Annotated in this window: 11 protein-coding genes; 10 read left to right on the top strand and 1 reads right to left on the bottom strand. The window is 38.4% G+C overall.

The window, feature by feature from the left end:
- Positions 1 to 439: 439 nt before the first annotated feature.
- The 5 genes from HMPREF9449_RS10790 to rnhA all read left to right on the top strand — a co-directional run bounded on the left by HMPREF9449_RS10790 (position 440) and on the right by rnhA (position 6,509).
- Positions 440 to 1,948 carry a C10 family peptidase gene (locus tag HMPREF9449_RS10790; RefSeq protein ID WP_009137296.1) on the top strand — a complete coding sequence of 503 codons (1,509 nt, stop codon included), beginning with the start codon at positions 440 to 442 and terminating at the stop codon, positions 1,946 to 1,948.
- An 83-nt stretch (positions 1,949 to 2,031) separates the two neighbouring features.
- Positions 2,032 to 2,847, top strand: coding sequence for a hypothetical protein (locus HMPREF9449_RS10785; RefSeq protein WP_009137295.1), 816 nt, complete (start codon positions 2,032 to 2,034; stop codon positions 2,845 to 2,847).
- A gap of 9 nt (positions 2,848 to 2,856) precedes the next feature.
- Entirely contained in the window at positions 2,857 to 3,765 is a 909-nt protein-coding gene (locus HMPREF9449_RS10780) for a DUF4249 family protein (protein WP_009137294.1), read from the top strand.
- A 43-nt stretch (positions 3,766 to 3,808) separates the two neighbouring features.
- Positions 3,809 to 5,911 (top strand): TonB-dependent receptor plug domain-containing protein, encoded by a 2,103-nt coding sequence (locus tag HMPREF9449_RS10775; RefSeq protein WP_009137293.1) that lies wholly within the window; start codon positions 3,809 to 3,811, stop codon positions 5,909 to 5,911.
- A gap of 130 nt (positions 5,912 to 6,041) precedes the next feature.
- Positions 6,042 to 6,509, top strand: a complete 468-nt coding sequence (gene rnhA, locus HMPREF9449_RS10770) for a ribonuclease HI (protein WP_009137292.1) — start codon at positions 6,042 to 6,044, stop codon at positions 6,507 to 6,509.
- 6 nt (positions 6,510 to 6,515) lie between these two features.
- Here the strand turns inward: rnhA and HMPREF9449_RS10765 are convergent, their stop codons facing one another.
- Positions 6,516 to 7,097 (bottom strand): hypothetical protein, encoded by a 582-nt coding sequence (locus HMPREF9449_RS10765; protein ID WP_009137291.1) that lies wholly within the window; start codon positions 7,095 to 7,097, stop codon positions 6,516 to 6,518.
- Positions 7,098 to 7,639: 542 nt separating this feature from the next.
- On the opposite strand from HMPREF9449_RS10765, the gene HMPREF9449_RS10760 reads away from it, so the two are divergent.
- The 5 genes from HMPREF9449_RS10760 (at position 7,640) to HMPREF9449_RS10740 (ending at position 14,244) form a co-directional block, all read left to right on the top strand.
- Positions 7,640 to 7,870, top strand: a complete 231-nt coding sequence (locus tag HMPREF9449_RS10760; RefSeq protein ID WP_009137290.1) for a hypothetical protein — start codon at positions 7,640 to 7,642, stop codon at positions 7,868 to 7,870.
- 317 nt (positions 7,871 to 8,187) lie between these two features.
- The gene (locus HMPREF9449_RS10755; protein ID WP_009137289.1) at positions 8,188 to 9,156 is read left to right on the top strand and encodes an NAD-dependent epimerase/dehydratase family protein; all 969 of its coding nucleotides are present in this window, start codon (positions 8,188 to 8,190) and stop codon (positions 9,154 to 9,156) included.
- 120 nt (positions 9,157 to 9,276) lie between these two features.
- Positions 9,277 to 11,511 (top strand): ribonuclease R, encoded by a 2,235-nt coding sequence (rnr, locus tag HMPREF9449_RS10750; RefSeq protein ID WP_009137288.1) that lies wholly within the window; start codon positions 9,277 to 9,279, stop codon positions 11,509 to 11,511.
- Between the two features lie 36 nt (positions 11,512 to 11,547).
- Positions 11,548 to 12,987, top strand: coding sequence for a carbon starvation CstA family protein (locus HMPREF9449_RS10745; RefSeq protein WP_009137287.1), 1,440 nt, complete (start codon positions 11,548 to 11,550; stop codon positions 12,985 to 12,987).
- Positions 12,988 to 12,999: 12 nt separating this feature from the next.
- Positions 13,000 to 14,244, top strand: coding sequence for a peptidoglycan DD-metalloendopeptidase family protein (locus HMPREF9449_RS10740; RefSeq protein WP_009137286.1), 1,245 nt, complete (start codon positions 13,000 to 13,002; stop codon positions 14,242 to 14,244).

The raw sequence follows: 14,244 nt of genomic DNA, 5'->3' as shown, positions 1-14,244 counted from the left end.
CTAGGTGGAACTTTTAGACTTTTCTTCAAGAGACCGTTTTTTATTTTCCATTTTGATTTTAGGTATATTTTTAATATGGAATGATAATTTCATAATTCCTGAATTTTTATATTATAGATTTCTAACGACTATTTTCAAATATTTTTAACTTTTTAGTAAAAGTATTGATATTATATCAAATGTAAAATAGCACGTTCATTTTTATGTAAGTAAATTGGTATAGGATAATAATAGAGAAAGATAGTTTTTAAAAAGTCATATTAATATATTTTAATTACCTTATTTATAGTAAATTAATAAATTTAATGTCTTTTTATTGTCAGAGTCAAAATTTGATAAATATAAAAAATATTTTTAAATTAGAATAAAATAATTAAACTACTTCATTTTGTAAGAAAAAAATTTAATTTTTAAATTAATTGTAAAAAACAAAAAAACTATGAAAAAAAGAGTATATTTGTTAATCATGTTGTTGATTACTTTTTGGAGTTGTTATGAGCAGAATTTTGACGAAGCGGTAAATCCTGTAACAACTTCCGGTTTTGAAATCAAACAAAAATCAGGAGTGGAAGTGGGAATCCAGGAGGTAAACGCTTATATGGAATTGCTGCATGCTGCTGATTCTACTTTAGAGGTAGAATCGATTACGCCTTATATAATAGAGAATGATACTGTTATGTATATTGTGAATTATAAAGAAGATAAAGGTTGGAAAATTATTTCAGGGGATAAGCGGACAACTGCAGTATTGGCCAGTGCTGCGGATGGGCAGTTAGATGTGAATACTTTGCATCCGGGAATTGTCGTCTGGTTGGAGAGTATAGGGAAACGCATCATTGCTTTGAAAAATATTCCTCAAATCGAAACGGCTGGAGGAGATGGGGAATTGTGGCAACATGTGGCTGCTTACGTAGAAGGAACGATGGCTAAGCAAAAAAAGGCTGAGGAAGCTTTTTCTACCCGTACGGGAGAATATCATTGGGAATTAATGAGTATTTCAGAAGTAGAGATCGGGTCTACTTTACATGGACCGTTTACATGCACCCGTTGGGGACAATATGATCCTTGGAATCGTATGCTCCCTGATAATTCTCCGACCTTGAGCCTTAAGTGTCCAGCCGGTTGTTTGGCTGTTGCCGGATCGCAGATGTTATACTATTTGCATTATAAAATTGGGGTGCCCCAATACACTTATAAGCAAGGTTCTTGTAAAGGTTGGGCTTCTTCCGAACAGGACCAGTCCTATACCTTCCAATTCAGTAATCCGGATGAAAAATCATGGGATTGGATGCCTTTAGAGAAAGGGTATCCTTTTACCCAAAATGTCAATTTAGTTAATATTTTAATGGCTCATGTCGGACATTCCATAAAAACAATTTATACACCCGAGGGTTCTTCAGCACTGAATTCGAATTTGGTTAAGTATATGAATGACAATAATATATCTTGTCGTTATGAAGACTATAATAGTGATCAGGTGATAAATAGTCTGAATAATGAAATGCCGGTTATCGTAACGGCTGTTGCTACTTCTGCCAAACCTCCCAAGAGGCATAGTTGGATTATAGATGGTTATGAGGTAAAACGTTATAAGGTGATTTATACCTATGGATTGGCTGATGAAAGAGGTAATTTTTTGGATGAATATATGGAACCTGATCAGGGACAAGTAGAGAAAGATTCCGTAAAAGATGATGGAGGGTTTGGAGAAGGTGGTTATACACGGGATAGTGCTCTTAATGTAAGTGGAGTTTTACCTATACTTATGGGTAGTTCAACTACTAGAAAGACTTGGGAAACAACAACTTATAAAAATTTTTTGATTATGAATTGGGGATGGGATGGAAGATATAAAGATGAACGTTATGCACTTCTAGAGAAATGGACAAGTGATTATGTTTTTGAAAGTGGAGAGACAATGATTATCGGTTTTTCTAAAAAGAATTGATTTGAATAAGTATCGTTTTATTATGTATAAATTTGATTAGGGTTGATAGTGTTCTTATGTTTCTGAAATAAAATTGTAAATCTATGGGAAAAAAATTTTTATTGATTTTGTTTTGCGCGCTGTTTCTTTTTTCTTGCGAGGAAACGGAAGATGAGATGAGGAGTGGAAATTTTGTGGAATTTCATCCCCGGGAATGCAATTATGTATATAGTTTATTGGGTTGTACTCTGACCAAGGAGCAAGTTCAGGCTTACGATGAAGCAAATATTTATAATGACGGCTATAGAGCAGATATCCAAAAGGACTCTGTCTATTCGGCCGACCGGGTTTTGCTCCTTGTTTATACTACAGATCGGAGTCGGGATTCGTTGTTTAATGCGGTGTTGTATAGCATTTTTATGGTATTTTCAGAGGATAAGGAGAATGATTTTACCGCTCCTCATTTGCCTATATTGGAAAATCAGCTTACAGAAAGTTTTGGAAAAACGATTCTTCCTCCTGAAAAGACAAGAAGCATAGATCTGCCGTCTTCATTAGGGGTGATCCTAATGGAATATCGTACGGATGCGGTACGTAATCTGACTATTTCTTCTTTGGATGCAACACTTTTCGGTTGTCCGGCAGGCACTCCTTTGAATGATTATTTTGAAATAGACATGTATCAGCCGGATTTTATCGCTTCTTCTTTGACACAGGGATTGGTATTCGACCGTTTTGAAGATAAACCGAAAACGATACGGGAATGGTTGTATTATTCCCCCTTGGCTTCTCCGGGAATTTTTCTGCGTTTTAGTTCTACGCCTCCGGAATTGCCTGTTTCTACACGTTTTGTCGTTACGATGGAAACGAATAAAAAAGTTTTAAGGGATACTTCTGAGGTAATTCATATTGTTCGTTAAATAAGGAATATGAGATTTAAGTTATTATTGCTGAGTGTTGCATTTTTATTGAATGCTTGTGTGGAAAATCTGAACATGGATTTGGATGTTCGGGGAATCCCTGTTGTAAATTGTATATTGAAAAATGATACGGTGCAAACACTGAGCATTACCAGGAGTATCGGTTTGAAAGATAAGTATATTTATGAGGAGATTGAGAATGCCCGGGCGACTTTATATGTAAACGGCTATAAAATAGATACTTTTAAACGGGTGGCTTATGATCTGCGTCAGCTTAAATATACCCCTTCTCCTGGGGCCTCTTATCGCTTAGTGGTAGAAATTCCCAGCGAACCCACCTTGACGGCTAGGACTACAATGCCGGCCAATACTTATATTTTCCGAGACAGCAAAGAATTAAAGCATTACATCAAATATTTTACGCAATATACGGCCCAATATCCTTTATGGATAAGTGTGCTTACAGAATCAGGTGTTGATAAAGTTCTACAACCGGGTGCTCCTCCTTCGGAAGAGGCGATTTTGGAAAGAGCTATTGGAACGGATCATCCTTGGGTAGATCAGTTTAATCAAAACGGAAGTTTTACGGAATATCCTTCAGCTCCTTTAGCAACGCCTAAATACGATTATTATTTACGGATTCCTGCCCAACCGGAGGTGCCGAAAGGAGGAGTTTATTTTCGTATTGAAGCTTTGTATGGGGAGCTTTCAATTGTTGTTTTTCGCACAGCCTCTGAGGAATATGATAAATATATGAAAAGTAGTTTTGAAAAGATGCAATTTAACAAAGAGGATGATTTTACCACTTGGTTTGATGAGATGAGAATTTTTTCAAATATAGAAAACGGAATAGGCATATTTGCTGCTTATTCAGACAAATATTTTACTCGCAATGAATGGCTGCCTCTATTTAGGTAAATTTTTATTTTTCTGCATATTACTGCTAAAAGCGGAATCCTGTATGGCCCAGAATAATACAGAGAGAGATTCTATACAACAGATTCAGTTGGAGAATGTAAATGTATATGGGAGGGATCTGACTCGTAGAAATAGTTTGTATCAGTATACACCTGTACAGGTTCGTTCTTTAGTGACTGTATTGGGAGAGCCGGATGTGATGCGGTATGTGGGAACTTTACCCGGAGTAACCCAAGGAATAGAGGGCACAATGGGCTTTTTTATACGGGGCGGAAATAATGGCAACAATCGATTAGAGTTGGACGGAGTTCCCGTCTATGGAGCGACACATTTATTCGGTCTTTTTTCTTCTTTTCATCCGGATATTGTTCGGGACGTGGAGTTCAGAAGTGGGGGACTATCTGCTTCTTCCGGAAATTTGTTGTCGGCCTTATCTCTAATAACGACTATACAACCGGATACACAAAAATATCAAGGTAGTTTTGCTCTTTCTCCTTATATGTTAAGCACGAGTGTAGAAGGCCCGATAAATAAAAAGCTTTCTTTTCAGTTTGCCGGACGGGTTTCTCTATTGGCAGCAGAATATAAAATATTGCATAAAACATTGCATAAGATATTGAATGAAAATTTAGATTCTGATTTGGATTTTAAAGGGGATGTAAAACCTTGGGTAACAGATTGGTATTTCAAATTGTATTACCATCCGCATGAAAGAAAAAGCTTTACCCTCAGCGGGTATGTCAGTAATGATTATTTCAAATATCGATGGCCCAAGGGTGAATGGATCACCAATTCTATCCGACTTTCCTGGGGAAATGAGGTGATACGTCTGGGATGGGAGCATCAGGTTTCTGATTATTGTTGGGTGAAAACGATGATTTATGGTAATCATTTTTATGCTGAACAGAAATGGACTTCTCAAAGAGATATTGATCTTCCTGAAGACCTTCTGATGAAAAATGACCGAATCAGGACAACTATATATGAAATTGCTTTTCAAAAAAAGGTGCAATATGCTAAAAAAAGATGGGCCATTGAAGCCGGTATAGAAGGGAAATATCAGTATTTTGAACCGGCTGTAAAAAGTGTGCAAACTACTATAGAAAGGGGGGAAATGAAAATAGGGGATAAGCCGAATGCGGGGACATTTGCTTTATTTGGGGAGGCAAAATACAATTATAAATTACTGCAACTTAAATTAGGAGTACGGGAAGCGGTTTTTCTGACAGATGGCCAAAAGTTTTTTACTACGGATTTGCATTTTAGTTCGATAGTCAACTTTATAAGAGGATGGGGTTTGGAATTGGATTACGACTGTTTATCTCAACACCAGCATATCATGGAGGGGTTGCCTGTCGGCTGGTCGTTGGATATGATTGTCCCGGCCAATCGGCTTTTGCCTCCTGAAAAAGCGCATCAGATTTATTTGGGAAGTTTTTATCATCATGGATTTTTTTATGTCTCTGCAGGAGGGTATTATAAAAAGATGAAGCATCTGGCTAGTTATAAAAATGCATCGAATGTATTCGGCGTAAAGAATTCCAGTTGGGAAGATGAAGTGTGTGAAGGAGAAGGCGAAAGTTATGGCATGGAAGCTCGGGCTGAAAAAAGAGGGGCCTATTGGAATGCTGCTTTATCCTATACTTTGTCAAAAACCGATCGGCAGTTCGATGAGATAAATGGAGGAAGGAAGTTTCCGTTTCGGTTTGACCGTCGTCATGTGTTGAATTTGACTGGCCGGATATTGATAAAAACGAAAGAAAAGAAGCAACAATATTTAAATCTGGGTTTGGCGTATGCTTCCGGACATTATCTTACCGTTCCTCAAGGTATGTATAAAGGGGTATTACCTCCTTATTGGGAGCAGGGTTTAGTAGGATGGGTCCCCCAGAAAATGCAGGATCTGGCTTACTCCCGGGAGTTGATGGGAGATGTAAATGCCTATCAAATGACCGATTATTTTCGTATGGATATTGGCTATAGTTTTCAAAAGCAGGGAAAACATCATTTTCGGGAATTGACTATTGGATTGTATAATATTTTCAATCGTCGCAATCCCTACCTTTTATTTTATGATGATAATAAATGGAAACAGTTGAGTATAATGCCTATTGTTCCTTCGATACAATGGACGATACGATTTTAATTCTTTAAAAACAAACGCAGAAAGGTGTAGCTTTGCTCATAAATCGCACTTTTCCTCATCCCCGAATGTTTTTTGATTTTTATCTTTATCTTTGAAAAATTATTTTGAAGAAGAGGATTCATAAAAAAATATGGGAAATCAGATTACGATATATACAGATGGTGCGGCAAGCGGAAATCCCGGTCCGGGAGGACTGGGTGTTGTTTTATTGGCGGGTCCTTACCGTAAGGAATTAATGGCCGGATTCCGGTTGACGACGAACAACCGAATGGAATTATTGGCTGTCATTATCGGTTTAGAAGCATTGAAAAATGCAGGAGAGGAAGTGACTGTTTATTCGGATTCCCGTTATGTGGTAGATGCTGTTGAAAAAGGCTGGGTATTTGGTTGGGAAAAAAAAGGATTTAAGGGGAAAAAGAATCCGGACTTATGGCAGCGTTTTTTAGCGGTATATCGTAAACATCATATTCGTTTTATTTGGGTGAAAGGGCATGCAGAAATTCCCGAGAACGAACGTTGCGATCAGTTGGCTGTCCAGGCTTATAAAAGTCAGCACTTACAAGTGGATTTTTATTATGAGCATGAAAATAGAGAGTAAAGTGAATTAGAATGAGGTCAAAAATTCATATAAATTTTTAGGATTTTGAGGACAAAATAACTTTGCTAAGCGGGATTTTCTCTTCCGGATGGTGGCCGGAGTCGCTGAATAAATAAAAGCAATATGGTCGATCTTACAATTTAATTTTAAAAGTAAAGCCAAGACCAAGTTATTTTGAGAAAGAGTAGGGTATTGTTTGCGGATTTGTTCCGTAAAATTGTGATCAAGTTTTAAAAGAATCTTCAATATTTTGGATTGTAAATCTTTTTTTAATTGTTTAGAAATGTTTTTTCCCTGTTCTTCAGCAAAATTTGATTGCAGGGTATTTAAGGTATATATATGATATTCGAATAAAAATTGAGCTATTTCTGCGATTCCTTCTTTCCTTCTATTTTCTGATATTAATTTTTCGTTCTCTTTTAACAGAATGTTTTTTTCTTCTTGTAAAGAGTTATATTTTTTTAATGTATTTTCCGGTGTAGAATGTTTATGACTTTTCTCCGGAAAACTATTTTTTATCTCCGAAGTTCGTTCTTCATTTTCCATTTTGTTTTTATGATTATTTCTTGATTTAAATAATAGTTTCATATTTCTTGAATTTTTATATTATAATTTTTTATATGCTGACGTAAAAATATTCAAATTATATAAATTATAAAATAATATATTCATTTTTATGTAAAGAAATGAATGTATAGTAGTAATGTAAAAAAAGTCAGAAAAATGTCATATTTATATATTTTAAATATTTGTTTTATAGTGAATTAATTAATATAATGTCATATTTTTATCCGAATTGAAATTTGATAAATAATAATTTAGAGGAATTTCGAATAAGTTTTTAAAATACTTAAGGAATTGGATTCTTTTTTAGAAGGAATTTTAGTACAGTAAAAATAATTATAATTAAAATAAAAAATATAAAAAAGAGTATATTTGTTAATTGTTCTGCCGGTCACTTTTGAGAATTGTCATGAATAAAATTTTGAAGAATCAGTAAATCTGGCTCTTCGTTTTCAAATTAAACAAAACTTAGAGTGTAGAAGTAGGAATAAAGGAGATAGAAGCCTGTCTGGAATTGCAATATGCTGCAGATTTTATTTTGGAGGTACGGTCTAAAGCCTTATGTAATGGAAAATGATACGGTAACGTATAAGATATTACAACTTAAGTTGGGTATAAGGGAAGCACTTTTTTTAGGAGATGACCGGAATTTTTTTAATACTGATGTTCATGTTAGTTCATTGATTAATTTTAAACGAGGGTGGGGAATTGAAATGGACTATGATTATTTGACACAGTTATACTTTTCAAAAACAGGGAAAGCATCACTATCGGGAGTTGATAATAGGAGTGTATAATATATTTAATCGTAAGAATCCTTATTTATTATTTTATGACGAAAATAAGTGGAAACAATTGAGTATAATGCCTGTCATCCCTTCTATACAATGGACAATGCGGTTTTGATTTTTATAACCAGGTTTTAAAAGAGAGCTATATACGCAGCAAAGCTGAATGAAAATAGAGATAGAAAGGGATTGATTACCAGTTTGATGCTTTTTAGAGGGGCGTAATTAAAAATTTTTACTTAATGGGGAAAAAATATTTCAATTTTTAGCTTTGTGAAATATTTAAATATGTATTTTTGTGTCGAATTTTTAAACTCCCAATCATAATGAAAAAGATATTAATCGTCGGTGCAGGTGGACAAATCGGATCGGAATTAGTGCCGCATCTGAGGTCTCTTTACGGAAACAACAATGTTGTTGCTGCTGATATCAGTGTTGAAAAATGCAAACATCTGGCAGAAGATGGACCTTTCGAAGAACTGAACGTGCTGGATAAGGATAAGTATATCAGTATTGTCAGAAAATACGGAATCGATAGCATCTTTAATTTGGTTGCCCTTTTGTCGGCCACTGGAGAAAAGAATCCGGAACTTGCTTGGAATATCAATATCGGGGCATTGACCAATTCGCTGAATATCGCAAAGGACAACAATTGTGCCGTATTTACACCGAGTTCTATCGGAGCTTTTGGCAAAGATACGCCTAAGGATAAAACTCCTCAGGATACGTTACAGCGCTCTAATACGACTATTTACGGAGTTTGCAAAGTGACCGGAGAATTATTGAGCGATTACTATTTCAATCGCTTCGGGGTGGATACCCGTAGTGTGCGTTTCCCGGGTCTTATTTCTTATGTAACTTTACCTGGAGGCGGAACGACAGATTATGCTGTGGAAATTTATTACGATGCTATTCGTAAAGGAACTTTTACTTGTAATGTAAAAGCCGGTACTTATATGGATATGATGTATATGCCCGATGCTTTACGTGCCGTCGTAGAATTGATGGAAGCTGATCCGACGAAATTGAAACACCGGAACAGTTTTAATATTGCCGCTATGAGTTTTGAACCGGAGCAGATTGCTGCAGAAATCCGAAAACATATTCCGGGTTTCACGATGGATTACCAGATCGATCCGGTAAAGCAAGCTATTGCAGACAGCTGGCCGAATAGTATGGACGATTCCTGCGCACATGAAGAATGGGGCTGGAAAGCAGAATATAATCTTCAGAATATGACAACGGATATGTTGGTGAAGGTGAAAGAAAAATTTGAGGCAGGTTTAGTAAAATAGAAAACATTTGTAAAGCCTAGTTGATAGGTGGAATACAAAGTTTTTAAATAAAAAGCGGCGAAAGCCGCTTTTTTTATTTTATTGTGATTAATTTTAGGGGTCACATTATTATACTGCATTATGTCTAAAAATAAGAAAAGGGGCGAACCTATCATCGGGAAGTCCGAATTGAAAAAATGTTTGGGTGAATTGTTTGCCAAACATCCGGGCTTGAGTTACAATTACAAACAAGTAGCCAAGCAATTGGAAGTAAAGAATATGGAGACGAAGCGGTTGATTGTAGAGATGTTGGAAGAGATGGCGGAACATGGAGAATTAATAGAAGAAGCAAGAGGACGTTATAAGAGTAAGGCGATAGGTTCTTATGTCACGGGGATAGTTGATTTGACGGCTAAGGGGGCTGCTTATATTCTTTCGGAAGAATGCCAGGAGGATATTTTTGTGGCATTTCCCAATTTAAAACATGCTTTGAATGGGGATAAGGTGAAAGTGTTGGTGTATGCCCGGAGTAAATCAAGGCGTCCGGAGGGGGAAGTTGTGGAAATCCTGGAGCGGAAAAAGAATACTTTTGTGGGGATTATCCAGCGTTCGGAGAATTACGCCTTTCTGATGCCAAGTGGGAAACAATTGCCTTATGATGTCTTTATCCCTTTGAGCCACTTAGGGGGAGCTAAAAACGGAGATAAAGTCGTGGTACAAATTACAGAATGGCCGGAAAATCAAAAAAATCCCGTAGGTACTGTCATTCAGGTTTTGGGGCGTCCCGGGAATAATGATACGGAGATGAATGCAATTATGGCGGAATATGAATTACCGGTGGCTTTCCCCTCTAAAGTACTGAAAGCGGCTGACCGTATAAAATTGGAATTACCGGAAGAAGAGGTAGCCCGGAGGCGGGATTTTCGGGATGTAGTTACTTTTACAATCGATCCGAAAGATGCTAAAGATTTTGACGATGCTCTTTCTATCCGGGAACTGGAGGGGGGATGTTACGAAGTAGGAGTGCACATTGCGGATGTCAGTTATTATGTGGCCCAGGACTCGGTATTGGATAAGGAGGCTTATTTGCGGGCGACTTCTGTATATTTGGTAGACCGGACGGTGCCGATGTTGCCGGAAAAGTTGTCGAATGGAGTATGTTCTTTGCGTCCGAATGAGGAAAAACTTTGTTTTTCTGCTGTATTCAAATTGGATGGTAACGCACAGGTCTTGGATCAATGGTTTGGGAAAACCGTGATCTTGTCAAATCGCCGGTTTACTTATGAAGAAGCGCAGGTCATGATAGAGGGCGCTGAGGGAGACTATCGGAAAGAAATTTTGCAATTAAATGGTTTGGCCCGGAAGTTAAGAGAAGAGCGGTTTAAAAATGGGGCGATTGATTTTGACCGGGTGGAAGTAAAATTTGAATTGGATGAACAGGGAAAACCTTTGGGGGTTTATTTTAAACAATCGAAGGAAGCCAATAAATTGATCGAAGAGTTTATGCTGCTGGCCAATAAAAAAGTGGCGGAATGTGTGGGAAAAATAAAGCGGGGACAGAAACCAAAAACATTTGTTTACCGGATACACGATAAACCGATGGATGACAAATTGGAAGAATTTAATAATTTTGTGGCTAAATTCGGATATGGTTTGAAACTGACAAGTCGCAAGAGTTTGACGACTTCGATGAATAAGTTAATGCAGGAAGTGAAAAACCGGCCGGAGCAAAATATGATAGAAACTTTGGCTGTCCGTACGATGGCTAAAGCTGTTTATTCTACAGTAAATATCGGACATTATGGGTTGGCGTTTGATTATTACACCCATTTTACTTCCCCCATCCGGCGTTATCCGGACGTTATGGTACATCGTTTGTTGCAGCGCTATTTGGACGGAGGGCGTTCGGTAAATCAGGAAAAATATGAAGAGTGGTGTAAACATTCTTCCGATATGGAGCAATTGGCTGCGAATGCGGAACGGGCTTCCATTAAGTACAAGCAGGTTGAGTTTATGTCCGATAAAATCGGACAGGATTTTGAGGGGACAATTTCCGGCGTTTCTCAATGGGGTTTTTATGTAGAGCTGGATGAATCGAAATGCGAAGGATTGGTATCTGTGAATCAGCTGGAGGATGATTATTACGAATTCGATGAAAAAAACTATTGTATTGTAGGAAGGCATCACGGACGAAAGTACCAATTGGGAGATAAGGTCAGGATAAAAGTGGCAAAAGCGAATCTGATAGCCCGGCAGTTGGATTACGAATTGGTGTGTAAAGAGAAAGAATCTTCCTTACAATTGAACCGGACAGTGAAAAATGACAAAAAAGGAAATAAGCGGAAAGGAAGTGCACGCTCGGGAAAAAGAAAATAAATTGATTTTTAAAGTAATTCTTTAATTTTCATATAGATGTTGACGTTTACGATTTGTTTACTGATTCTCGTTGGGGGATATTTTACATACGGGCGGTATATAGAACGGATTTTCGGACCGGATGTCAAGCGTCTTACTCCGGCCCTTACCAAAGCCGATGGTGTGGATTATATCCCTTTGCCTGCTTGGAAAATATTTATGATTCAGTTCTTGAATATTGCAGGCTTGGGACCTATTTTCGGGGCTATTATGGGGGCTAAGTTCGGGGCTGCTTCTTATTTATGGATCGTTTTGGGGAGTGTTCTTGCGGGAGCTACTCACGATTATTTAGCCGGTATGCTTTCTTTGCGGCAGGGAGGAGAGAGTTTGCCTGAAATTATCGGACGTTATTTGGGGGTGACGACAAAACAGGTAATGCGTGGGTTTACGGTTATTCTGATGGTGTTGGTCGGTGCAGTATTTGTGGCGGGACCTGCCGGGCTTTTGGCAAAACTGACTCCGGATTCATTGGATGTGACTTTTTGGATTATTGTTGTCTTTATCTATTATATTGTAGCTACGCTATTACCTATTGATAAGATTATCGGAAAGATCTATCCGGTTTTTGCAGTGGCTCTTTTATTTATGGCGGTAGGGATTTTGGTGATGTTGTATGTAAATGCTCCGGCTTTGCCTGAAGTGTGGGAAGGGGTACGGAATACTCATCCGAATGCGGCAGTATTGCCTATTTTCCCGGTCATGTTTATAAGTATCGCTTGCGGGGCTATTTCCGGTTTTCATGCCACTCAGTCTCCGTTAATGGCGCGGTGTATGACCAGCGAAAAGTATGGACGTCCGGTGTTTTATGGAGCGATGATTACAGAAGGGATTGTAGCCTTAATCTGGGCTGCTGCCGCTACTTATTTCTATCAGGAGAATGGAACGGCAGAAAGTAACGCCTCGGTTATCGTAGATGCGATCACCCGAAATTGGCTGGGCACTGCAGGAGGAATATTGGCAATTTTGGGCGTAGTGGCGGCTCCGATTACTTCCGGGGATACGGCATTCCGTTCGGCCCGTCTGATTGTGGCCGATTTTATGGGGATGGAGCAAAAAAGTGTCCGTCGCCGTTTGTATATTTGCATTCCAATGTTTATTATTGCAGTAGGTTTGTTGCTGTATAGTTTGAGTGATGCCGAAGGATTTGACAAAATCTGGCGATATTTTGCCTGGGGAAACCAGACTTTGGCTGTTTTCACGTTATGGGCAGTTACTGTTTATTTGGTGAAAGCCGATAAAAATTATTGGGTGACTTTTATTCCGGCTTTGTTTATGACGAGTGTCTGTTCTACATACATTTGTATTGCTCCGGAAGGCTTGGGGCAATCCCATTTTATTTCTTATTGCGTGGGACTTGTCTGTGTATTAATTGCGATTATTTGGTTTGCAGGCTGGAAACTAAAAGCCGGGAAAATGAAGGATAAAAATGAAGGATAACAGAAATTAGTGATGACGAAAAAGAAGCAGATTATTTTTTCCTCCTTGTTGGGTATTGCCTTGTTGATTGTTATTTTTATGCCGAAGCGGGAAGGGGAGGTAGAGTCGTTGGATGAAGTAGAGGTAACGGATTCTACGGAAGTACAGGAAATTGTATATAAATATGGGATTCCGGTCAATGATTATGATGTCGATTATGGGGTGGTTAAACGGAATCAAAGTCTTTCTACTATTTTAGGTACGCACGGTCTGAGCAGCCGCCAAATTCACGATCTGGGGCAGCGTGCAAAAGGTGTGTTCGATGTTCGGAAAATCCGGGGAGGGCAAGCTTATGCATTTTTTTCCCGTAAAGATAGTCTGGCGACCCCGGAATATTTTGTCTATGAAGCGGATCCCCGTGCGTATGTAGTTTTTCGTTTAAAAGAAAATTATGAGGTAACCATAGGGCAATATCCGGTTTCATGGAAACGGAAGGAAGTGAAGGGCGCCGTGCAATCGTCTTTGTGGAATGCTATGGTCAGTTGCGATACGGATCCTCTCTTGGCGGTGGAACTTTCCCGTATATTTGGCTGGTCGATCGATTTCTTCGGCTTGCAGCGGGAGGATGAATTCCGTGTAATTTATGAACAGGAATGTGTAGAGGGACAGGATTTGCCTAATTTTAAAATTATAGGAGCGGTTTTCCGCCATGCGGACAGTGCTTATTATGCGATCCCTTTTTTGCAAAATGGGGAAGTTCTCTTTTTCAACGAGCATGGGAAAAGTCTGGAAGGTGCTTTTTTAAAAGCTCCGTTGGATTATTTCCGGATTTCCTCCCGTTTTTCCAACAGTCGTTTTCATCCCGTTTTGAAAAAATACAGGGCGCATCATGGGGTAGATTATGCTGCGCCGGTAGGGACTCCCGTCTATGCTATCGGAGCGGGTACTGTCATAGCCAAGGGATATCAGGCGAATGGGGGTGGAAATTATTTAAAGATCAAGCACAACGGTACTTATACGACTACTTATATGCATTTGTCCCGTTTTGAAAAAGGGATAAAAGTGGGGTCTAAAGTCGCTCAGAAAGAAGTGATCGGGTATGTGGGAAGTACTGGCTTAGCGACAGGTCCTCATTTGGATTTCAGGGTATTTGAAAACGGACGTCCTGTCAATCCGCTTACTATTAAATCGCAGCCTAAAGAACCTGTTAAATCGGAAAATTTGGTTCAATTCAATGTGTTAAGAGATACGATAATGAATCAGTTGAAAAGATTGTAA

This window comes from Odoribacter laneus YIT 12061 (genome assembly GCF_000243215.1).
Classification (GTDB): domain Bacteria; phylum Bacteroidota; class Bacteroidia; order Bacteroidales; family Marinifilaceae; genus Culturomica; species Culturomica lanea.
The sequence above is the reverse complement of the archived record's forward strand: the minus strand, read 5'-3'. Positions and strand labels throughout refer to the sequence as shown.